The organism is Halomonas maura (assembly GCF_030409305.1).
GTDB lineage: Bacteria > Pseudomonadota > Gammaproteobacteria > Pseudomonadales > Halomonadaceae > Halomonas > Halomonas maura.
Genome location: NZ_JAUFPQ010000025.1, coordinates 1 through 19,809, shown reverse-complemented (window position 1 = coordinate 19,809; position 19,809 = coordinate 1). Strand labels below are relative to the sequence as shown.

Below are 19,809 nucleotides of genomic sequence, written 5' to 3'. Positions count from 1 at the left end.
TCACAGCAGGTCACGGCGGATCTCCTCGTCCCAGTCCCGGCGGGCGAAGAGGTCGCTGCCCTCGTAGGCCTTCAGCAGGCCGCGAATGCGAAAGCCGTGGGGCGTTGCGGTCAGCTGGGTTCGGCACTCCAGGCGGGTGGACCAGGGTCCGCGGCGATGGGTGGTGATCTGCTCGACCGTCGCCTCGGCCGATCCCGGCGCGTAGTCATGGATCCGGTAGGTCTTGGAGATGGTGTAGCCGACCGTCAGGTCGATGTCCTCGATGCGGGCCACGGCGGCGTCGCCGAAGTCCCCTCCGGTGGTCGAGATCCGGTAGGTCGACAGGCCGGTCGTCAGGTCGCGCTCCACCAGCCGGCGGAAGGGGGCCACCGTCAGGGTGGTCATCTCCGGCATGGGGGCGCGTTCCGGCGGCTCGAAGGGCCGCAGCCGATCGTCCTCGGGCCGCGGCGGGCGCACCGGCAGCGACAGCCGGCTGGCGCCGGTGTAGAGGGTCAGGTTGACGGGCTCCGGGGCCGGCCAGATCACCGGCCAGTAGCTGGTCGAGATCGCCAGCCGGAGGGTGTGGCCGGGGGCGAAGGCATAGGCGATGTCGTTGAGCTGGAGCGCGACCCGATAGCGTCGGCCCGGCGTCATGGGACTCGGGCTCGCGGGGCCGTCGCGCTGGGCCAGGTTGAGAATGCCGTAGCTGACCCGGGCGGAGGCCCCATCGGGCGCCACATCGTTGAGGCGCACGATGACGAAGGCCACGGGACGATCGACCGCCAGGGCCAGCGAGACGCTGGGGGCGCCGAGCACCTCCAGGCGCTCCTCGAGAGGGTCGGCGTCGAACACCAGCGACTTGCCGTCGTCCTCACGCTGGTCGATCGGCGCCTCGCCCTCCGAACCGAAGCCGTACCAGTCGCCGGCGGTCAGCCCGGTGGTCTGCGGCGACGCCAGGCGCATGCGGTCCTCGCCGTCGGGGCGCTCGCCCAGCGACAGCACGTTCAGGTAGAGCGTCTTTTCCCCGATCCGCGGCGAGGGCCAGGACTCCTCCGCCACCCAGCGCCCGGGACGCTCGGCGTACATCGGCGCGGGGGGCACGTATTCCTCCATCCACACCCGCAGCATGGGCTCGTCCATGACGCCGGTCTGCAGCCCCTTCAGCCAGTGATCCCACCAGCGCAGCGCCTCCTGGAAGAAGCCGATGGCCGGACCGGGCAGGGCGGCGTGGGGAAAGGCGTGGGACCAGGGGCCGATCAGGCCCTTGCGCGGCACCCTCAGTCCGGCCAGCAGCCGCGGGATGGCGTTCACGTAGCCGTCGGCCCAGCCGCCCACGGCGAACACCGGACAGGTCACGGCCGCGAAGTCCTCGCACACCGAGCCGTGCTGCCAGTAGGCGTCACGATGGGGATGACGCATCCACACCAGGGGATAGAAGGGCGCCTGGTCGATGCGCTGCCGCCACTTCGCCCGCCAGTCGGCCCCCGCGATGTCCGGGTCCGGGGGCGTCGTGGCGCAGGACAGCAGCACCGACCCCCAGCCGAGGTTCTCGTTGAGCAGGCAGCCGCCCTGGTAATGCACGTCGTCCCGGTAGCGGTCGTCGGTGGAGCACATGGTGATGATGGCCTTGAGCGGCGCGGGGCGCAGGGCCGCCACCTGCAGGGCGTTGAAGCCGCCCCAGGAGATGCCCATCATGCCGACTCGGCCGTTGCACCAGGTCTGGGCGACCAGCCAGTCGATGGCCTCGACGGCATCATCGAGTTCCTGGGGCAGGTACTCGTCGTAGAGCACGCCGTCGGAATCGCCGCTGCCGCGCAGGTCGAGGCGGATACAGGCGTAGCCATGGCCGGCGAAATAACGGTGCAGGGGCTCGTCGCGCAGGCGAGTGAAATCGCGCTTGCGGTAGGGCATGTATTCGAGGATGGCCGGCACGGGGTCCTGTTCCGCGTCGGTGGGCCGCCAGATGCGCGCCGCCAGGCGGATCCCGTCGCTCATGGGGATCCAGACGTTCTCGATGACGCTGACGTCGCGGGGAAAATTCTCGACGATCTTCATGGCACTCACCTCGGCGGCAAGCACCGCGGGCGGCGGTGTATCCTGAAGCATATACGATGCCGGGCCGCCTTCGCGGCGGGCCCGGAGGCGTCGGGACGGGGGGCGGCGAGATGGCGAACGGTCATGAGCGCGGGGTGACGGTGATCGAGAATACCTGGATTGCCATGTCGGACGGTTGCCACCTGGCCGCCAAGCTCTGGTTGCCCGAGGGGGCCGAGCAGGCGCCGGTGCCGGCGATCCTCGAATACATTCCCTACCGCAAGCGGGACTGCCGGGCCAGCCGCGACAGCCAGGTGCACGGCTACTTCGCCCGGCACGGCTATGCCGGCGTGCGGGTCGACCTGCGCGGCAGCGGCGATTCCGACGGCGTGCTCCACGACGAGTACCTGCCCCGCGAGCTCGACGATGGGGTCGAGGCGATCCGCTGGATCGCCGCCCAGCCCTGGTGCAGCGGCGAGGTGGGCATGATGGGCATCTCCTGGGGCGGCTTCAACGGCCTGCAGATCGCCGCCCTGCAGCCCCCCGAGCTGAAGGCCGTGATCTCGGTGTGCTCCTCCGATGATCGCTACACCGACGACGTGCACTACATGGGCGGCTGCCTGCTGACGGACAACCTGTCCTGGGCCTCGGTGATGTTCTCCTACAATGCCTGTCCCCCGGACCCGGCCATCGTCGGCGATCGCTGGCGCGAGCTGTGGTTCCAGCGCCTCGAGGGCAGCGGGCTCTGGCTGAAGAGCTGGCTGGAGCACCAGCGGCGCGACGGCTACTGGCGTCACGCCTCGGTCTGCGAGGACTTCTCGGCGATCCGTTGCCCGGTGTTCGCGGTCAGCGGCTGGGCCGACGGCTACTGCAACACCGTGTTCCGGCTATTGCAGCACCTGTCGGTCCCGCGCAAGGGCATGGTGGGCCCCTGGGGGCACAAGTACCCCCATCTGGGCGGGCCGGGACCGTCCATCGACTTCCTCGGCGAATGCCTGCGCTGGTGGGATCGCTGGCTGAAGGGGATCGACAACGGCGTGGACCGGGAGCCGTTGCTGCGGGCCTGGATGCAGGACAGCGTCTCGCCGATCAGCGACGACCGCCCCGGGCGCTGGGTGGCCGAGACCCGGTGGCCGAGCGACCGCCTGCACACCCTGGCGTATGGCCTGTCGGCCGCGGGCCTGGTGGGCGAGGGCGCGGGGCGGCCCGAGGCGTCGCCGCTGTCGATCCGCAGCCCGCTGAGCGTGGGGCTGTTCGCCGGCAAGTGGTGCAGCTATTCGGAGAGCACCGACCTGCCCACCGACCAGCGCCTGGAGGATGGCGGCTCGCTGTGTTTCGATACCGCCCCGCTGACGCAGGCCGTGGAGATCCTCGGCCAGCCCGTCGTCGAGCTCGCGCTCTCGGCGGACCGGCCCCAGGCGATGGTCGCCGTGCGGCTGTCCGATATCGGCCCCGACGGCACCGTCACCCTGGTGACCTACGGGCTGCTCAACCTCAGCCATCGCCATGGCCACGGCCGCCCCGAGCCGCTGACGCCCGGCGAGACCTGCCGCGTCCGCGTGCGCCTCAACCATGTCGCCCAGGCCTTCCCGGTGGGCAATCGCATCCGCGTGGCGGTGTCGTCCTCGTACTGGCCGCTGGCCTGGCCCTCGCCGCTGCCGGCGACGCTGACGCTCCATCCCCGGGGCTGCCGGCTGCTGCTGCCGTCGCGTCCGCCGAGCGAGGAGGATGCCGCCCTGCCCGAGCTCGGGGCGCCGCGCATGGCAGCGGGGCCGGCCACCACCCTACTGGTGCCGGCCCATCGCGAGTGGACGGTGCTGTTTAACCTGGCCACCAACGAGGCCATCCTGAGGGTCATCGACAACGACGGCTGCTGGCGCCTCGACGATCTGGACCTGACGCTCGGCTACGACGTCACCGAGCGCTATGCCTACGCCAACGACGACTACACCACGGTCAGCGGCGAGGTGGTCAACAGCCGGCATTTCGCGCGGGGCGACTGGCGCGTGGACACGGCCACCCGGACGCTGTTGTCGACCACCGCCACCCACTTCCACCTCAACGCCATCCTGGATGCCTACGAGGGGGGCGAACGGGTATTCTCGCGCACATGGAACGAATCCATCCCGCGTGACAGTATCTGATGCCACGGGGAACCCGCCGGCCCGCCGGCTGTCCATGCAGGCGGTGCGCCCATGCGGGGCCCTGTTCACCATGTGTCCATCCATCAGCGTTATCCGAGGAGCCGGAATGAAGACCGCCCTGCGTCACGCACTGATTCCCCTGCTGGGGGCCTGCCTGCTGAGCGGCACCGCCGCCGCCGACGACGAGCCCGAGGTGTTTGGCTGGGTCGAGAAGACCACCATCGAGCCCTGGGGCGTGGAACTGAAGGCCAAGCTCGACAGCGGCGCGCTGACGTCCTCCATGCAGGCCGAGCACATCGAGGAGTTCAAGCGCGACGGCGAGGACTGGGTGCGCTTCGAGGTCGAGGTCGAGGACGAGGCCACCGGCGAGGTGGTGGCCAGGCAATACGAGCGCGAGATTCACCGCCGGCTGATCCTCAGCGGCGCCGGTGGCAAGGATCGTCGCCCGGCGGTGCTGATGACGATCTGCATGGGGGATACCCGCTACCAGGAGCAGTTCAGCCTCGAGGACCGCGACGACATGAACTACCCGGTGTTGCTGGGACGGCGCGCCATCCAGGACCTGGGACTGCTCGACGTCACCGAGACCTTCACCCACTCGCCCGAGTGCGACGAGGACTCGCCGCTCCAGGAACACGCCGACAAGGAGTACGACGAGGACATCGGCATCTAGACTGGGAGGCCGGCCGGCTAGCGGGCGATCTCGATCGGCAGCCGGCGCTTGATGCCACCCAGCCGTGGGCTCTCGACGCGCACCGTCACCTCTCCCTCCCCCTCGATCAGCCAGCGCGCCCGGGCCTGATGGCTGTTGCCCCGGGAGCGCTGGAACCAGGGCATATGCGCGGCATCGCCGTGGCCGCGCCCCCAGCCGTCGAGGTGGCCCAGTTCCTGGCGAGCCTGGCAGGAGGCGTGCAGGCGGCAGCCCAGCGGGCTCGCCCAGGCCGCCACGCCGCCGTTCCAGGGCCGCTCACGCGCCGCCTGCACGCCCTGGGTCGGCAGGTAGCCGTGATTGGCGGCCGTCAGTTCCAGCAGGTGCTGACGGGGCCCCAGCCGGGTCAGGGTCAGGTCCTCGATGACTAGCCGCGGCAGCATGGCGGCGACCCGCAGCCAGTAGGCGACCAGGGCGTCGCAGAGCCCGGGCAGCGCCTCGGGGGGCGGATTCCAGAGCCCGCAGACCGGGTCCAGGCCGCCGACCTCCACCTGCCCCAGCTGGGGGTGCACCAGGGGCCGCCAGTCGCCGAACAGTCGCCGCCGGTTCTCGCGGAGGTCCCAGCGGGCCAGCCCCTCCAGCGCCTCGCGGTCGAGGCTCGTGTAGTGGTCGATGAAACGCGCCGGGGCGGGCCGCTCGAGGCGGCGGAACAGGTCCCAGAGCTCGCAGACGATCGCCACGCAGCCCCGCTGGTGGTAGGCGAAATCGATCAGGTCGCCGTGCAGCGGGGTCTCGGGCTCGTAGCAGAACTCCTCGAAGCTGCTCACCGTGGGGTAGCCGACCCGCGCCTCGCCCCAGTCGGCGAGCTGGCGATAGAGCGCCAGGTCGGCCGTGGCCATGCGGCTGTCCGGGGCGTGGGAGAGGGGGCGGATGAAGACCCCGCCGAAGGTGTGCAGGTTCAGCCAGGCATAGAGGTTGGGGTGGCGCAGGGCGAAGTCGATGACGGCCTGGGTCTCCGGCTCGGCACCGGGCTGCTGGCCGGCGCCTTCCTGCTCGGGCTCCGGTTGCCAGGCCCAGGGAAACTGGCGGTTGAAGTCGGGGGTGTCGGCCAGCCAGTCCGGTTCGGGAATCGTCTGGCCATCCCAGTGCTCGATGGCGCCCTCGGGATAGAGCCGCCAGTAGGGCGGCGCATCGTCCACTCGGCGCGGCAGCATCAGCCCGGGGTAGCGGGGCGAGGCCACGAAGTCGCCGGCCGGATCGGCCTGGCGCAGGTAGCGGCAACGGCCGTCGCCATCCAGATCCTGGGCATACCAGCGGGGTCGCTCGGGGCTGTCGGGGTGGCGTCGCGGCACCGAGCGCACGAAGCCGCCCTGGGACAGCACCTGCTCGGCCCCGTCGGGCGAGACCCGGGGGCAGATGTAGAACAGCACCTCGCGCAGGGCCTGGCGCTGGGGATCGGGCCAATCGCCGGCCAGCGCCTCGGGTTCGAGGTGCAGGGTGAGGGCGGCCTCGGCGATGGCCAGGGCGACGCTGGAGCCGGCCAGTTCGGTGCCGTGCATGTTGCCATCCACCCAGACCCCGGGGCGCCGGCGGTCGGGCTCCGGACCGATGGTCAGCACCCAGATCTCGCGGCCCTGCGGCGTCGTGCCGATGCTGCGCAGGTGGGCGAGCTCGGGGTGGGCCTCGGCCCAGGCCTCGAGCTGGCGGCCGAGCGCCTTGTGGCTCAGGTACTCATGGCGATAGCGGCGATGCTGGTGGGCCTTTGGCATGCCGGCACCTCGGTGAGTGACTACTTACCTGAGTATGCACCAAGCCGGCGACGGGGGGGAGCGCGCGCTCGCGTGCGCGGCGTCGAGGGCGATCGGCCCAGGGCAATGTGACGAGATCGCTATGGTTTTTCTCGGCGCAGGGCTGGCTTAGCATGGCGATGCACCCGTTCATGGACAGGCGGTACCCGGCTGCCGCCTCGCTCACAAGGAGTCGAGATGACCACTTCCCCCCTGCTGCCCGCCATCGGCTTCGGGACCTTTCGCCTCGAGGGCCGCGACGCGGTCGAGGCCGTGAAGAGCGCCCTGGCCGTGGGCTATCGCCATATCGATACCGCCCAGGCGTACGGCAACGAGGCCGAGGTCGGCCAGGCCATCCGCGAGAGTGGCCTGGCCCGCGAGGAGCTCTTTCTCACCACCAAGGTGTGGACCGATCGCCTGCGCCGCGACGACCTGATCGCCAGCCTGCGCGAGAGCCTCGAGCGGCTCGGCGTCGAGCGTGTCGACCTGGCGCTGATCCACTGGCCGTCCCCCGGGGACGAGGTGCCGATGGCGGAGTACCTGGCCGCCCTCGCCGAGGCTCGGACGCTGGGGTTGACGCGGCATATCGGCGTCTCCAACTTCACCACCGGCCAGATCGACGCCGCCCTGGCGCTGCCCGGCGGCGAGCAACTGGTCACCAACCAGATCGAGGTGCATCCCTTCCTCGCCAATCGCCGGGTGGTCGAGCACTGCCAGGCCCGGGGCCTGCAGGTGACCGGCTACATGCCGCTGGCGGTGGGCCGCGTGATGGAGGACGCGACCCTTCAGGAGATCGCCGAGAAGCATGGCGTGACGCCGGCCCAGGTCGCCCTGGCCTGGGTCGCGTCGCGTGACATCGTGGTGATCCCCTCGTCCACCAGGCCCCATCACCAGCGGGCCAACCTCGAGGCCATGACGCTGGCGCTGAGCGACGCGGAGAGGCGGCGAATCGATGCCCTGGACCGTGACGAGCGGATCGCCGATCCGGACTTCGCGCCCCGCTGGGACCCCGCCTGAGGGCGGACCGGCGTGGCCGGGCCGCGTGCTCGGCCACGCCCAGCGGCATCGCCGGGAACACCGGGCAGGTCTCGATTGTCCTGAGTAGGCAGCAGCCCATCTACTTCCACCCTCCGGATTGCCAGGGGAGCAGGCAATGCATGAAACCCGACCCGTGTCGGCGGTGAAGGCCGAGCTCGAGGCCTTCGGCGCGGCCAACGACCGGGCCGTCAGCGACGGCCGCGAGCGAATGCTCAATATCACGCCGGACACCGGCGAGTTTCTTGGCGTGCTGGTCCGGGCCACCGGCGCCCGGCGGATCCTGGAGGTCGGCACCTCCAATGGCTACTCCACCCTGTGGCTCGCCGAGGCGGCGATGGCCACGGGCGGTCAGGTGACCACCGTGGAATGGGCCACCGACAAGTGGGTGAAGGCCGGGGAGAACTTCGCCGCCGCGGGCGTGGACGGGGTGGTCGAGTCACTGCATGCCGATGCCGAGAAGGTGCTGGAGCGCCAGGAAGAGGCCTCGCTGGACCTGATCTTCCTCGACGCCGACCGGGGCCGTTATCCGGACTGGTGGCCGATGCTGCGGCGCGTGCTGTGCCCGGGCGGGCTGCTGGTGATGGACAACGCCACCTCCCACGCCGAGGAAGTGGCGCCCTTCCTCGATCTGGTGGAGGACGATCCGGCCTTCAGTACCAGCCTGGTCCCGGTGGGCAAGGGCGAGTTCCTGGCCACCCGCGCCGCCTCGCCCTGACGGCGGCAAGGCTCCGGCGTGGCTATATCTCCATTGTGCGGGCGACGTCTGCCCTCGCGGTCCCATCCTCGCCTCGCCTGGTTGCACTCCGGCCATCCCACGGGTATCGCCCGCCACGTGCTGCTCCATGGACTGGCCAGGGCGATGGCCGGTGCCTAGGGTGACAGTGAGGGGGCTTCTCCTGACGGGGAAGTGCCCGGGGTTCGCCCTCATGGTCCTGGTGCTGTCTGCCCGGTGGCCAGGGCGAGCACGGAACCATCTCAACAACCCGCTGACTGGGTGCCTCTGCGCCTCACGATTGCCTTGTCGGCCGCCAGCACGCGACCCCGAGCCTGGACGCATGGACCCGGTAGCAAGTGAGGTTCACCATGGAACCCGACACCGCCAACGGCCCGAGCCGCGAGATGCTGGCCAAGCGGGTGGGTGGCACAACCGTCGTCGGCTGGGCCGCCACGCTGGCCCTGAGCGCCCTGGCGAGTGGCGCTGTGCTGGCCGACGAGGATGAGGCGAGCGTCCCGCGAGAAACCTTCCTCTATGTAGTGGCCACCGACGCCAGCGAGGGGAAGCATCCGGACATGCTCACCCTGGTGGGCGCCGATCCCGAACAGCCGACGACCTACGGGAAGATCATCGAGGTCCGCTCACTGCCCGAGGTGGGCGACAACGTCCACCATTGGGGCTACTCGTTGGATCAAGAGCGGCTGCTGATCCCGGGCCTGTTCTCCGACCGCTTCTATGTTTTCGACGTTGCCGAGGATCCCCGCGATCCCACCCTAGTCCGCCAGGAGGACGGGCTGCGTGGGGAGAGTGGCTATGTCGCCCCGCATACGGTCACGCCCCTCGAGGGAGGCGTGGCCCTGGTGTCGATGCTCGGCGCCGACACTCCCAGCAGCGGCCCCGGGGGCCTGGTGCTGATCGACGACGAGACCGCAGCATTCCGGCGACACTTTGGGCCGGGGCCTGAGCGAGCGCCCAATGAGGGCGGCCCGGAGTACATGTACGATATCGCCATGAAGCCGGCCCTCAATCGCCTGGTGACCACCACCTGGGGCTACCCGGACGACGTGCTGGCGAAACCCTACGCCCCCAACGGCGACAGCGTCGCCGTCTGGAACCTGGACGAGGAGGCGGTCATCCAAGTGGTGAGCCTGGGCGAGGGAGCGGGCGCCACGGAGGCCGACTGGTTCCACGCACCGGACTCGCGCTACGGCTACACCATCGGCACCGGTGGCGGCGTCTGGCTGTGGGAAGACGAGGATGCCAACGGGCACCTGGATTTTCACCAGGTGCTGAGCGGCCTGGGATTGCCCTGCGACATGACGATCTCCTCTGATGATCGTTACCTGTTCATCGCCAACTGGTTCAGCGACAACGTTCAGCAGTACGATATCCGCGACCCCTATTCGCCCGCCCTGGTGGGTGAGGCCGCGGTGCCGCATCCCTGCATGATGCGCCTGAGTCCGGATGACGCGCGGCTGTATGTCACCAACTCGGTGCTCAGCACCCTGGACGCCGATCCCGAGTTCGGCCCGCGTAACGACGCCTACGGCATCTACCTGCTCGAGGTGGATGGCCAGGGCGGGCTGTCGCATGTCACGGGGGATGGCGGCGCCTGGGCCGACTTCACCCAGGTGTCCCGGGAGGGCAACAGCGGGCCGGCGGGGCCCCATATGGTCCTGTTCGATCCCGGTGTGCCCATCGAGGCCGGGCACCACTGAGGCCTGACGGGCGAGGCAGCCCCGCTGTCTCGCCCCTGGTCCGGGCGGCGATGGCAGCTGCCTGCCAGTCTCCAGGCTCGCTCTTGAGCCCTCATTCCGAGAGGAGATCATGACCGACCAGCCCACCGTGAAGGTCTACTACGACGCCGTCTGTCCCATCTGCCGGCGCGAGCGGCGCCGCTACGAGCGGCTGGCCGGCGGGGCACCCGGCGTGGTGTGGGTCGACGTCACCAGCCACGAGGCCCACCTGCGCGAGCGGGGCATCGATCCGCGCGACGCCCTGCGCTCCCTGTATGTCGAGGATGAGCGCGGACGGCTGTGTGACGGCCTGGACGCCTATATCCTGCTGATGCGCCGCGTGCCCGTGCTCAGGCCCCTGGCCTGGCTGATCGGCCTGCCGGGCGTGAAGCCCCTGCTGGCCCGGGGCTATCGCCACTGGGTGCGGCGTCGCCTGGCTCGGGAGGGCCGGCTGGACTGAGGGGCGGCGGGAGTCAGACCTCCAGGAAGGGGCCCTGCAGCTGCCGGTAGTCCGGTTCGACGCCCAGCCCGGGGCGGTCGCCGACCGTCATGGTGCCGCGCTCGACGTCCGGGGCGCCGTGGGCCAGCTGGGTCGTGTTGTAGCGGTGCAGGTCGGTGGTGTTGAGCAGGCAGGGGGCCGGCGTGCTGGCCGCCAGCTGGGCATAGGCGGCCGTGGCGATGCCGCTGCCCCAGGCGTCCTCGATGGTCAGCGGGATGCCCGCCGCCACGCACAGGTCGCGGATCACCCGTGAGCGGGTCAGGCCGCCGAACTTGCTGACCTTCAGGGCCATGGCATCCATGGCGTCGTCGCGCAGCGCGCGCTGCACGTCCTCGAGGTCCCGCAGGCACTCGTCCAGCTTGACGGGGTGGTGGGCCCGGCGCCGGAAGGACAGGCATTCCGCGTAGGAGGCGCAGGGCTGTTCCAGGAAGAGATCCAGCGAGGACAGCGCCCGGGAGACGCGGGCGGCCTCGTCGCCCCGCCAGGCGCCGTTGACGTCGCCGACCCAGACTTCCCCGGGCCGGAAGGTGCTGGCCAGGCCGCGCAGCAGCGCGATATCGTCCGCCACGGCATGGCCCAGCTTGATCTGGAAATGCCGGTAGCCCTCGTCGCGATAGCCCTGCAGCAGCCCGGGCATGGCCGGCGGGGCCGCCAGGGGGACGATGCGGTGCAGCGGCATGCGGTCATGGAAGCGGCCGCCCAGCAGCACGTGCACCGGCAGGCCTGCCGCTTTGCCCAGCAGGTCCCAGCAGGCGATGTCGATCGCCGCCTTGGCGTAGGCGTGGCCTTCGAGGGCCCGATCCATTCGCTGGGTCAGCCGCGCGGTATGGCGCGGGTCCTCGCCGAGTATGTGGGGGGCCAGCTCCTCCAGGCAGGCGGGGACGCCGCCGGCGAAGGCGGGCATGTAGCTGGGGCCACAGGGGCAGACCTCGCCGTAGCCCTCGAGGCCGGTATCGGTGCGCAGCACCACCACGGTGCTGGTGAATTGCTGGTAGCTGCGCCCGCCGGCGAAGGCATAGGCCGCGCCGTCGTAGTGCAGCTCTCCCCGATAGGCCGCCAGGCCGATGATCCGCATGGCCGTCTCCTGCATCGTGTCGAAGGGCCGGTGTACTGTTAGCGTAATGGGTGTTGCCGGCCCTGGCCCTGTCGGACGGCGATGGGGGGCCTGGCCGCGCGACGGTGTGGCGCGCCTGCCGGTCGGGCCCAGTGGGCCATGGCGGTCGGGCATCGCGCCGTGTGCGGCACTCGCCGCGCGCCGGCGAGGGCTGCGCTGAGCGGGACCACGCTATTCGATCCACCTGCCGGGGAAGGCCCCATGCCCCTCATCCTGTATGTGCTGTTCGTCGTCTCGCTGCTGCCGATCCTGCTGGCCTGGGTCGGTGCCCTGTATCGCGTGCGCCAGTGCGGGCGACTCGATAACCACCATCCGCGGGCCCAGCAGGCGCGCCTCACGGGCGTGGGCGCCCGGGTCAACGCCGCCCAGGCCAATGCCTGGGAGTCGCTGGCGGCGTTTGCCGCGGTCTGCGTCATCGCCGTCGGCAGCGGGCTGGACCTCGCGGACCTCGACGGGGCGGCGTGGCTGTTCCTGGCCTGCCGCCTGCTGCATCCGTTGCTCTATGCGGCCAATCTCGCCTGGTGGCGCTCCGGCGTCTATGCGGCGGGCATGGCCGCCTGCCTCTACATCGTCTGGCGGGCGGCGAGCCAGGGCGCGAGCAACGCGATCGTCTAGCGCGGCCGCCAGCGGGGCGGCATCTGCTCGACCAGGTAATCCATGAAGACCTTCACCTTGGGCGTGAACTCGTGGCGATCCCTGACGCACAGATAGATATCCATGGGCTCCGACACGGCGTGGACCCCATCGCTGCCGGGTTCCTCGAACAGCGGCACCAGGCGGCCCTGGTCGATATGGGGCTGGGCGATGAAGTCGGCCAGGCGGGTGATGCCACCGCCCGAGAGGGCCATCTGGGTCAGCACGTCGATGTCGTCGCTGATCATGGCGGCCCTGATGTCCGCCTCGAAGCGCCTTCCGTCGCGAATGAAGCCCCAGCTCAAGAAGCGGCCATCCCGCGGGAAGCGGAACGCCAGGCAGTCATGGTGGCGGAGCTCCTCCGGCGTCTGGGGATGCCCCGCCTTCGCCAGGTAGGTCGGCGAGGCGCAGAACAGGAAGGGCAGGGAGGCGATGCGTCGGGCCACCAGGCCGTCCTCCAGCTGGGGCGTGAAGCGGATGCTGACGTCCAGGTCCTCCTGGATATGGTCGACGCTGCGGTCGGTGGTGAGGATCTCCAGGGCGAGGTGGCGGAAGCGGGCATTAAAGGCCGGCATCAGCGGCGCCAGGACATGCCGGCCGAAGGCGGCGGTGGAGGCGACCCGCAGGCGGCCGCGCGGCTCCGCCTGCAGCGAGGAGATGGCGTCATGGGCGCGCTCGATGTCCCGGGCGATGTGCCTGACGCGCTGGTAGTAGAGCGCGCCGCTGTCGGTCAGCGACATGCTCCGCGTGGTGCGCGTCAATAGCCGCACCCCCAGCGAGGCCTCCAGCCGGGCGATGCCCTGACTGGCCGCGGCCGGGCTGATGCCCAGCCGCTTGGCGCCGGCGGCGATGCTGCCGGCCTCCACGGCCTTCACGAAGCTTTCGATGGCGCGCAGGGTATCCATTGGGAATCTCGAGTAATCTCGCGGCAGATTCGTAAATAAACATTGATAGTGAACCAAGCCGTCGCTGTCTACAGGCGATCCTCCCCGGGCGCTAGGCTGTGGCTGTCTCGCAACCGGACGGACAACGAGGAGTCATGCCATGACAACGACGACCCGACGCCAGGAGACGGCGTCCCGCGACACGGGCAGGCGCCGCGGCGGGCTGCCGCGGCGGATGGCGCCGGTGGTCTTCGCCTTCTACATGTCGGCGCTGATGACGCTGTTGATGAGCCTGGTGATCACGGCGGTGACCGGGGGGCTGGGCCCCGACTACCTGGCGACCGTGGGCCGGGCCTATGTGCGGGCCATGCCGGTGGCCTTCGCCGGGGTGCTGCTGGTCAGGCCGCTGGTGGTCCGGCTGGTGGCCTGGACGGTCGCCGACGGGCGGGAGCGCTAGCGGGCCCGGTAGGCGGCCCGCCATGGGCCAGGCGGGATTCAGCGGCCATGCAGGCGCTGCAGGTCCTCCACCAGCCGCCGGCAGATGGCGTCCAGCTTGTCGCGATGGGCATCGCTCGCCAGCCGGCCATCCTCGCCGAAGGCATCGCTTGCCCGGGCCACGGCGAGCTGGTCCGGCAGCACCGTGACGCCGATATTGCCGAGCAGCTGGCGAATCAGCGCCAGGCTGCGGATGCCGCCGAGTCCGCCCGGCGAGGCGGAGACCACCGCGGCGAGGCGTCCCTGGAACAATGCCAGGCCGCTCTCGCCCTCATGGGGGCGGGTGAGCCAGTCGATGGTGTTCTTGAGCAGCGGGGTGATGAAGCCGTTGTATTCCGGGGAGGCGATCATCAGCCCCTGGTGCTCGGCGAGCACCCCGCGCAGGGCCACGGCCATCTCGGGCAGGCCCTCGGCGGTCTCCAGGTCGCCGTTATACAGCGGCATCGGGTAGTCGTTCAGGTCGACGAAGGTCGGCCTGCCGCCGAGCGCCTCGAGGCGCTCGGTGGCGAGCCGCGCCAGGCGCTTGTTGAACGAGGCTTCCCGGCTGCTGCCGGCGAAGACCAGGATGCGGGGTGATGTCCGCTCGGTCATGGGTGGCCCTCCTCGCTTGCCCTTGGGTGGTCTCGATCTTGCGGGTTTCGGCGCCCCGGCTCAAGCGTCGAGGGAAGTCGACGCGAGGCGCAGACTCAGCGAGGCGGGCCAGGCTTGCATGCGCTGTCCCCTGTCGGCGGGCTGGACAGGCGAAACGCCGCTGACGACGCTGCAAGCAGCGGGCAGGGTCCGCGTGACGGAGGAAGACACCATGAAGCGCAGCAAGCAGCAGGCGCTGAGGGAACACCACGATCCCGAGGCGATCCGCCGTCGACTCGAGGCACCGGCCCCTGCCCAGAGCACGCCGGATGCCATCCTGGGGGCCATCGACGGTTGCGTGACCACCTTCGCGGTGGTCTCGGGAGCCTTCGGTGCGGGCTTCTCGGCCCGTGTCGCCCTGGTGCTGGGTTTCGCCAACCTGCTGGCCGACGGCTTCAGCATGGCGATCAGCAACTACGAGGCGGTCCAGGCGCAGCGCGAGGGCGTGGAGCGCGCCCGGGAGCGCGAACGCGAACATATCGACCTGGTGCCCGAGGGCGAACGGGAGGAGATCCGCCAGATCTATGCCCGCAAGGGCTTCGAGGGAGAGATCCTGCAGCAGGTGGTGGAAACCATCAGCCGCGACCGGGAGGTGTGGGTGGAGACCATGCTCACCGAGGAGCATGGCCTGCAGCGCGTCGCGCTGAGCCCGTGGCGCTCGGCGCTGGTGACCTTCCTGGCCTTCCTGGTGGTGGGCGCCATGCCCCTGCTGCCCTATGCGCTCCCGGGCCTGGAGCCCCTGCACCGGTTCCTGGCCAGCCTGGCGATCGCCGCCTTCATGTTCCTGCTGATCGGCATGCTCAAGAGCCTGGTCTACCAGCGGCCGGTTTGGCAGTCGGGGCTGCGTACGCTGCTGATGGGGGGCGCGGCGGCCAGCCTGGCGTTCCTCACCGGCTATCTGGCGCAGACCTGGTTCGGCGTGGCGCTGTGAGCCGACGCGCGATGCCGCCCTGCCTGCCTCATCGGGAGGCATCGCCATTGGCGTCGGGGTCGACGAACGCTTCGCGATGAAATGCCGCTGCGGCCTGCACCTCGGAGAGGCCTCGGCTGCCGGGTTCGGCAGGGGGGATGCCGGCGAGCACGGAGAGCACGCTGTGGGCTCCCCGCGACACCGCTTCAAGGTTGTAGCCGCCTTCCAGCACGAGGGCCAGGCGCCCCTCGCAGTGGCGGCGCGCCAGCGCCTGGAGGAGGCCGGTCATGGCCCCGAACCCGTCGTAGGAAACATTCAGGGCGAGGTCCTGCCAATGGGCGTCGAACCCTGCCGAGACCAGGATCAGATCGGGTTGGAACCAGTCCGCCGCCGGTGCCAGGATCTCGCGGAAGGCCGTCAGGTAGGCCTCGTCACCGGTGCCGCCGGGTACCGGCACGTTCACGGTGGTGCCCTCGCCGAGGCCCGCACCGGTCTCCTCGAGCCGGCCCGACCCCGGATAGAAGGGGGCGGCCCGGTGGATATCGAACAGCATCACGTCCGGGGAGGCCCAGAAGATCTCCTGGGTGCCGTTGCCGTGATGGGCATCCCAGTCGACGATCAACACCCGCTCGCAGCCCAGCGCTGCCTGGGCGTGGGCGGCCGCTACCGCCACGTTGTTGAACAGGCAGAAGCCCCGGGCGCGCACCGGCTCGGCATGGTGACCCGGCGGCCTCACCAGGGCGAAGGCGCTCTCGGCGCGTCCTTCGACCACCGCTTCGACGGCGGCGATGGCCGTGCCCGCCGCCACTCGGGCCGCCTCGATGCTGCCCGGCGAGACGGCGGTGGTGTCCACGTCGAGCCAGCTATTGGCTCCCTCCAGGCTGAAGATGTCGCGCAGGAAGGAGGTCGTGTGCACCCTGGCGAGTTGCTCATGGGAGGCCTCCCGGCCCGCCTCGAAGACCAGGCCGGGTATGGGCTCCCTCTCAAGCAGCTGGCGGATCGCCGTGAGGCGTGCGGGGTGCTCGGGGTATTTCCAGGGGATGGAGAGCCCGGCGAGCAGCTGGCGGATACGGCGATCCATGCGGTTGGGTAGAAAGGGAACATCGATACTCGGCTGATGCAACAGCATGCGTTCATCGTAGAAGGCGATGACTCTGTTCTGGTCGGCCACGGTCAGGCTCCCGGGAGCATGGCGGTAGATCACTGGGTGTCATCCAGTCTTCAGCATAGCCCCTATCGGTCGGCAGCTTCCCCATCGGCAACGCCTCGGATCGGCCGTGGCGTTGACGAGGTGAGGTCGGATGGGACTGGTCGACCCGGGGTGGCCGGCGTAGGCTGATTCGCAAGCCAACGCAACGGAGAGCGTGACATGGAACACTTCATGAGGGCCGCCCTGAACGAGGCGCGCAACGGCCTCGCCGAGGGAGGGATTCCGATCGGGTCCGTCCTGGTGCACCAGGGAGTGATCCTCGGCAGCGGCCACAATCGCCGCGTGCAACTGGGCAGTGCGGTGCTGCACGGCGAGATGGATGCCCTGGACAACGCCGGCCGCCAGCCGGCGGCGATCTATCGCGACTCGACCCTCTACACCACGCTCTCGCCCTGCGCGATGTGCACGGGCGCCATCCTGCTCTACGGCATTCCCCGGGTGGTGATCGGCGAGAACCGCACCTTCCTGGGTGAGGAGGCCCTGCTGCGGGAGCGCGGCGTCGAGGTCGAGGTGCTGCAGGATCCGGAGTGCATCGCGTTGATGGAGCGCTTCATCGCCACCTCCCCAGAGCTGTGGCACGAGGATATCGGCGAGTAGGAGACAACGGAATGGCGACCTCCTCCGACCTCAGCCTGTGGCTGACCGGTGATGTGATGACCGGGCGCGGCATCGATCAGATCCTGCCCCACCCCGGCGATCCCCGACTCTACGAAGGCTACATGGACTCGGCCGAGGGCTATGTGCGCCTGGCCGAGACGGCCCATGGGCCCATCCCCTATCCGGTCGACTTCGCCTATGTGTGGGGCGATGCCCTGGCGGAAGTGGCCGAACATGCCCCGGACCTGCGGTTGATCAACCTGGAGACCGCGGTCACCACCAGCGAGGCCGCCGAGCCCAAGGGCATCCACTACCGCATGCACCCCGATAACCTGCCGGTACTGGCGGCGGCGGGCGTGGATGCCTGCGCCCTGGCCAACAACCACGTGCTGGACTGGGGAGAGGCCGGCCTGCTGGAAACCCTCGAGGTCCTGGAGGCGGCGGGCCTGCGGCATGTCGGTGCCGGGCGGGAGCGCGACGAGGCCACGGCGCCACTCTGCCTGTCGACGCCAGGTGGGCGGGTGCGCCTGCTGTCCCTGGGCCTGCCGAACAGTGGCGTGCCGGAGCGCTGGGAGGCCACTTCCTCACGGCCCGGGATCGACCTGCTGCGCCGTCCGGGCGATGCCGGCGTTCGCGAGGTCGCCCGCCGGATCCGGCGGCGTGCGCCGGGCGAACTGGCCGTCGTTTCCCTGCACTGGGGCGGCAACTGGGGGTATGACCTCCCGGCCCAGCACCGCGCCTTCGCCCAGCGGCTGATCGACGACGCCGGCGTGGACCTGGTGTGGGGGCACTCCTCCCACCATCCCCTGGGCATCGAGGTCCACCATGGCAAGCTCATCCTCTACGGCTGCGGTGACCTGATCAACGACTATGAGGGCATCGGCGGGCACGAGAGCTACCGGGGCGAGCTGGTGCTGCTGTATTTTCCGGTGCTGCATCATGCCGATGGTCGGCTGCAATCGTTGACCATGGTGCCCATGCGGCGGCGTCGCTTCCGCCTCGAGCGGGCCGACGAGGAGGCGACGCGCTGGTTGTGCCGGATGCTCGACCGGCAAAGCCGCCCCCTGGGCACCCGGGTTCGGCTCGACCAGCGGGAGCGGCTGATACTGGACTGGCCGGGGAACGGCGAGTGAGCGGCGAGCGAGGCGCCTGACTCGCACAAGCGGCGAGTGGCGGGCCGTGCCAGACGGTCCAGTGGGCCTCGGACCTCGCCGGGGCACTGGTGGCCCGCCGTCGACGCCGCCTACCAGGTCTCGGCCTTGGCGCCACGGGCGGAGTTCTCCTGGGGCAGCAGGGCGGCATGGATCATCGCATTGACCGGAGTCGCCACCCCGGCGGCCCGGCCCAGGCGCACCACGGCACCGTTCTGGGCCTCCAGCTCCGAGGGGCGCCCCTCCATGATGTCGCGCTGCATGGAGGCGGTGCTCTGGGCCGGCAGCTCGTCGATGAAGGCCAGGGCCCGCGCCACGGCATCCGCCGGCAGGGCCACGCCACGGGCCCGGGCCACCGCCTCGATCTCGGCGAGGATCTGCTCGATCAGCCCGCGGGTCTCCGGCAACTGGCGGGTCACCCCCAGCGGGGCACGGGTGATGGCGCCGATGCCGCTCATGGCACAGATGAACAGGAACTTGCTCCATACCGCCACCTCGATGTCCTCGGGCATCTCGGCACTGACGCCGATGGTGCGGTCGAAGGCGGCCTTGAGACGCTCGGCGCCGGCCCGCTGGGCGGGCAGGCGGGTCCCGAAGCGCACGAAGGGGTCGACCCCGGCATGGCGGATCAGCCCCGGTGCCTCGCGCCAGGCGAGGATGCCGCACAGGCCATCCAGGACCGCCGTCTCGCCGAGCACCTCGCTGAGGGTGTCGGCGGCCTCCACCCCGTTCTCCATGGGCAGCACCAGGGTATCCGGACCGACCAGGGGGCGGATGGCCTCGGCGGCGGTCGGCACCTGCCAGGCCTTGACCGCCAGCAGCACCACGTCGACCACGCCGATCTCGGCCGGGTCATCGGTGGCGCTGGCCGGGGTGATGGCGACATCCCCCTTGATGCTGACGACCCGCAGGCCGTCGCGGCGGATCGCCGTCAGGTGCTCGCCGCGGGCGATGAAGGTGACATCCTCGCCGGCCTCGGCCAGGCGAGCACCGAAGTAGCCCCCCACGCCGCCGCTTCCCATGATCGCGAATCTCATCGGCATCCTCTCTGCTTGCTGCTGGGCTTCCGGTCATGGAGCATAGCCTGGCGTCGCCGCTCGGGCGACCGCCGGCTTGCCCGGGCCGGGGGGCTGGCGTTCGATCGGGGCGGGTCCAGCGCCCCATGATCGCCGAGACCCCGACACCGCCCCACCAGGGGGATCTTCACGTCTGTGCGCAGTGACGTCGAGACCGGCGATGCGCAGACGGCGGCGCGCATGCTCGCCCTGGCCGCCGAGCGTTCTGGGCGTGGAGTCGGCCCGCGAGGGGCTGGGCATCACGGTCTCGTACGGGGCGGATCTCGCGGCGATTCGCCGCGGGAAGGCCCGGGTGGACCATCGCGAGGCGAGCGGCTGGGGCGTGAGGCCGGGTATTCGCGCTACCGGGTGAGGGTGGCGCGGGTGGCGCGCGAGTACGGCCGGTAGCCGCGGGGCCGTCGAAGGACGGCAACTGCGCCTGCTGGGCGGTCTGGTCCTGCTGCCGGCAACCTCGGACGGGACACCTAGGTGTGATCTCTCGGTAGGTTGTTCATCCGGAACCTACCCGGACAATTGGAGGTGCGACCC

Annotated in this window: 18 protein-coding genes; 11 read left to right on the top strand and 7 right to left on the bottom strand. The window is 70.3% G+C overall.

What is annotated here, in order from left to right; translation table 11 throughout:
• Entirely contained in the window at nt 1-2,034 is a 2,034-nt protein-coding gene (locus QWY76_RS17145) for a CocE/NonD family hydrolase (RefSeq protein ID WP_290312569.1), read from the bottom strand.
• A gap of 110 nt (nt 2,035-2,144) precedes the next feature.
• On the opposite strand from QWY76_RS17145, the gene QWY76_RS17140 reads away from it, so the two are divergent.
• Entirely contained in the window at nt 2,145-4,157 is a 2,013-nt protein-coding gene (locus QWY76_RS17140) for a CocE/NonD family hydrolase (RefSeq protein ID WP_290312567.1), read from the top strand.
• Between the two features lie 106 nt (nt 4,158-4,263).
• Entirely contained in the window at nt 4,264-4,830 is a 567-nt protein-coding gene (gene rloA3, locus QWY76_RS17135) for a retropepsin-like aspartic peptidase RloA3 (RefSeq protein ID WP_290312564.1), read from the top strand.
• 17 nt (nt 4,831-4,847) lie between these two features.
• Here the strand turns inward: rloA3 and QWY76_RS17130 are convergent, their stop codons facing one another.
• Entirely contained in the window at nt 4,848-6,575 is a 1,728-nt protein-coding gene (locus QWY76_RS17130; protein ID WP_290312562.1) for a M14 family metallopeptidase, read from the bottom strand.
• A gap of 216 nt (nt 6,576-6,791) precedes the next feature.
• Between QWY76_RS17130 and dkgB the strand changes: the two genes are divergently transcribed.
• The 4 genes from dkgB to QWY76_RS17110 all read left to right on the top strand — a co-directional run bounded on the left by dkgB (nt 6,792) and on the right by QWY76_RS17110 (nt 10,542).
• Nucleotides 6,792-7,610 carry a 2,5-didehydrogluconate reductase DkgB gene (gene dkgB, locus QWY76_RS17125; RefSeq protein ID WP_290312560.1) on the top strand — a complete coding sequence of 273 codons (819 nt, stop codon included), beginning with the start codon at nt 6,792-6,794 and terminating at the stop codon, nt 7,608-7,610.
• A gap of 136 nt (nt 7,611-7,746) precedes the next feature.
• A complete protein-coding gene (locus QWY76_RS17120; protein WP_290312558.1) occupies nt 7,747-8,346 on the top strand; it encodes an O-methyltransferase in 600 nt (199 codons plus the stop codon).
• 368 nt (nt 8,347-8,714) lie between these two features.
• On the top strand, nt 8,715-10,064 hold the full coding sequence (locus tag QWY76_RS17115) for a selenium-binding protein SBP56-related protein (protein WP_290312556.1): 1,350 nt from the start codon (nt 8,715-8,717) through the stop codon (nt 10,062-10,064).
• A gap of 109 nt (nt 10,065-10,173) precedes the next feature.
• The gene (locus QWY76_RS17110; protein WP_290312554.1) at nt 10,174-10,542 is read left to right on the top strand and encodes a thiol-disulfide oxidoreductase DCC family protein; all 369 of its coding nucleotides are present in this window, start codon (nt 10,174-10,176) and stop codon (nt 10,540-10,542) included.
• A 13-nt stretch (nt 10,543-10,555) separates the two neighbouring features.
• Here QWY76_RS17110 and QWY76_RS17105 read toward each other — a convergent pair whose 3' ends face one another.
• Complete coding sequence (locus tag QWY76_RS17105) at nt 10,556-11,656, bottom strand: mandelate racemase/muconate lactonizing enzyme family protein (protein ID WP_290312553.1); 1,101 nt, start codon at nt 11,654-11,656, stop codon at nt 10,556-10,558.
• A 240-nt stretch (nt 11,657-11,896) separates the two neighbouring features.
• Between QWY76_RS17105 and QWY76_RS17100 the strand changes: the two genes are divergently transcribed.
• On the top strand, nt 11,897-12,310 hold the full coding sequence (locus tag QWY76_RS17100; protein ID WP_290312552.1) for an MAPEG family protein: 414 nt from the start codon (nt 11,897-11,899) through the stop codon (nt 12,308-12,310).
• Here the strand turns inward: QWY76_RS17100 and QWY76_RS17095 are convergent.
• Nucleotides 12,307-13,233 carry a LysR family transcriptional regulator gene (locus QWY76_RS17095; protein ID WP_290312551.1) on the bottom strand — a complete coding sequence of 309 codons (927 nt, stop codon included), beginning with the start codon at nt 13,231-13,233 and terminating at the stop codon, nt 12,307-12,309. The genes QWY76_RS17100 and QWY76_RS17095 overlap by 4 nt on opposite strands.
• 139 nt (nt 13,234-13,372) lie before the next feature.
• Between QWY76_RS17095 and QWY76_RS17090 the strand changes: the two genes are divergently transcribed.
• A complete protein-coding gene (locus QWY76_RS17090) occupies nt 13,373-13,669 on the top strand; it encodes a DUF2798 domain-containing protein (RefSeq protein ID WP_290312550.1) in 297 nt (98 codons plus the stop codon).
• Nucleotides 13,670-13,707: 38 nt separating this feature from the next.
• Here the strand turns inward: QWY76_RS17090 and QWY76_RS17085 are convergent, their stop codons facing one another.
• Nucleotides 13,708-14,298 carry an NADPH-dependent FMN reductase gene (locus QWY76_RS17085; RefSeq protein ID WP_290312549.1) on the bottom strand — a complete coding sequence of 197 codons (591 nt, stop codon included), beginning with the start codon at nt 14,296-14,298 and terminating at the stop codon, nt 13,708-13,710.
• Between the two features lie 211 nt (nt 14,299-14,509).
• Here QWY76_RS17085 and QWY76_RS17080 point away from each other — a divergent pair, with 211 nt between their 5' ends.
• Entirely contained in the window at nt 14,510-15,268 is a 759-nt protein-coding gene (locus QWY76_RS17080) for a VIT1/CCC1 transporter family protein (protein ID WP_290312548.1), read from the top strand.
• A 28-nt stretch (nt 15,269-15,296) separates the two neighbouring features.
• On the opposite strand, the gene QWY76_RS17075 is transcribed toward QWY76_RS17080, so the two are convergent.
• Nucleotides 15,297-16,418 (bottom strand): histone deacetylase family protein, encoded by a 1,122-nt coding sequence (locus QWY76_RS17075; RefSeq protein ID WP_290312547.1) that lies wholly within the window; start codon nt 16,416-16,418, stop codon nt 15,297-15,299.
• A 198-nt stretch (nt 16,419-16,616) separates the two neighbouring features.
• Between QWY76_RS17075 and QWY76_RS17070 the strand changes: the two genes are divergently transcribed.
• Nucleotides 16,617-17,054 (top strand): nucleoside deaminase, encoded by a 438-nt coding sequence (locus QWY76_RS17070; RefSeq protein ID WP_290312546.1) that lies wholly within the window; start codon nt 16,617-16,619, stop codon nt 17,052-17,054.
• Nucleotides 17,055-17,065: 11 nt separating this feature from the next.
• On the top strand, nt 17,066-18,187 hold the full coding sequence (locus tag QWY76_RS17065) for a CapA family protein (protein WP_290312545.1): 1,122 nt from the start codon (nt 17,066-17,068) through the stop codon (nt 18,185-18,187).
• Between the two features lie 110 nt (nt 18,188-18,297).
• Here the strand turns inward: QWY76_RS17065 and QWY76_RS17060 are convergent, their stop codons facing one another.
• Nucleotides 18,298-19,242 (bottom strand): 2-dehydropantoate 2-reductase, encoded by a 945-nt coding sequence (locus QWY76_RS17060; protein ID WP_290312544.1) that lies wholly within the window; start codon nt 19,240-19,242, stop codon nt 18,298-18,300.
• Between the last annotated feature and the right edge of the window lie 567 nt (nt 19,243-19,809).

Excerpts from the sequence above, each read along its gene's own strand:
- QWY76_RS17145 (WP_290312569.1), bottom strand. The coding sequence starts at position 2,034 with ATGAAGATCGTCGAGAATTTTCCCCGCGACGTCAGCGTCATCGAGAAC.
- QWY76_RS17140 (WP_290312567.1), top strand. The coding sequence starts at position 2,145 with ATGGCGAACGGTCATGAGCGCGGGGTGACGGTGATCGAGAATACCTGG.
- rloA3 (WP_290312564.1), top strand. The coding sequence starts at position 4,264 with ATGAAGACCGCCCTGCGTCACGCACTGATTCCCCTGCTGGGGGCCTGC.
- QWY76_RS17130 (WP_290312562.1), bottom strand. The coding sequence starts at position 6,575 with ATGCCAAAGGCCCACCAGCATCGCCGCTATCGCCATGAGTACCTGAGC.
- dkgB (WP_290312560.1), top strand. The coding sequence starts at position 6,792 with ATGACCACTTCCCCCCTGCTGCCCGCCATCGGCTTCGGGACCTTTCGC.
- QWY76_RS17120 (WP_290312558.1), top strand. The coding sequence starts at position 7,747 with ATGCATGAAACCCGACCCGTGTCGGCGGTGAAGGCCGAGCTCGAGGCC.
- QWY76_RS17115 (WP_290312556.1), top strand. The coding sequence starts at position 8,715 with ATGGAACCCGACACCGCCAACGGCCCGAGCCGCGAGATGCTGGCCAAG.
- QWY76_RS17110 (WP_290312554.1), top strand. The coding sequence starts at position 10,174 with ATGACCGACCAGCCCACCGTGAAGGTCTACTACGACGCCGTCTGTCCC.
- QWY76_RS17105 (WP_290312553.1), bottom strand. The coding sequence starts at position 11,656 with ATGCGGATCATCGGCCTGGCGGCCTATCGGGGAGAGCTGCACTACGAC.
- QWY76_RS17100 (WP_290312552.1), top strand. The coding sequence starts at position 11,897 with ATGCCCCTCATCCTGTATGTGCTGTTCGTCGTCTCGCTGCTGCCGATC.
- QWY76_RS17095 (WP_290312551.1), bottom strand. The coding sequence starts at position 13,233 with ATGGATACCCTGCGCGCCATCGAAAGCTTCGTGAAGGCCGTGGAGGCC.
- QWY76_RS17090 (WP_290312550.1), top strand. The coding sequence starts at position 13,373 with ATGACAACGACGACCCGACGCCAGGAGACGGCGTCCCGCGACACGGGC.
- QWY76_RS17085 (WP_290312549.1), bottom strand. The coding sequence starts at position 14,298 with ATGACCGAGCGGACATCACCCCGCATCCTGGTCTTCGCCGGCAGCAGC.
- QWY76_RS17080 (WP_290312548.1), top strand. The coding sequence starts at position 14,510 with ATGAAGCGCAGCAAGCAGCAGGCGCTGAGGGAACACCACGATCCCGAG.
- QWY76_RS17070 (WP_290312546.1), top strand. The coding sequence starts at position 16,617 with ATGGAACACTTCATGAGGGCCGCCCTGAACGAGGCGCGCAACGGCCTC.
- QWY76_RS17065 (WP_290312545.1), top strand. The coding sequence starts at position 17,066 with ATGGCGACCTCCTCCGACCTCAGCCTGTGGCTGACCGGTGATGTGATG.
- QWY76_RS17060 (WP_290312544.1), bottom strand. The coding sequence starts at position 19,242 with ATGAGATTCGCGATCATGGGAAGCGGCGGCGTGGGGGGCTACTTCGGT.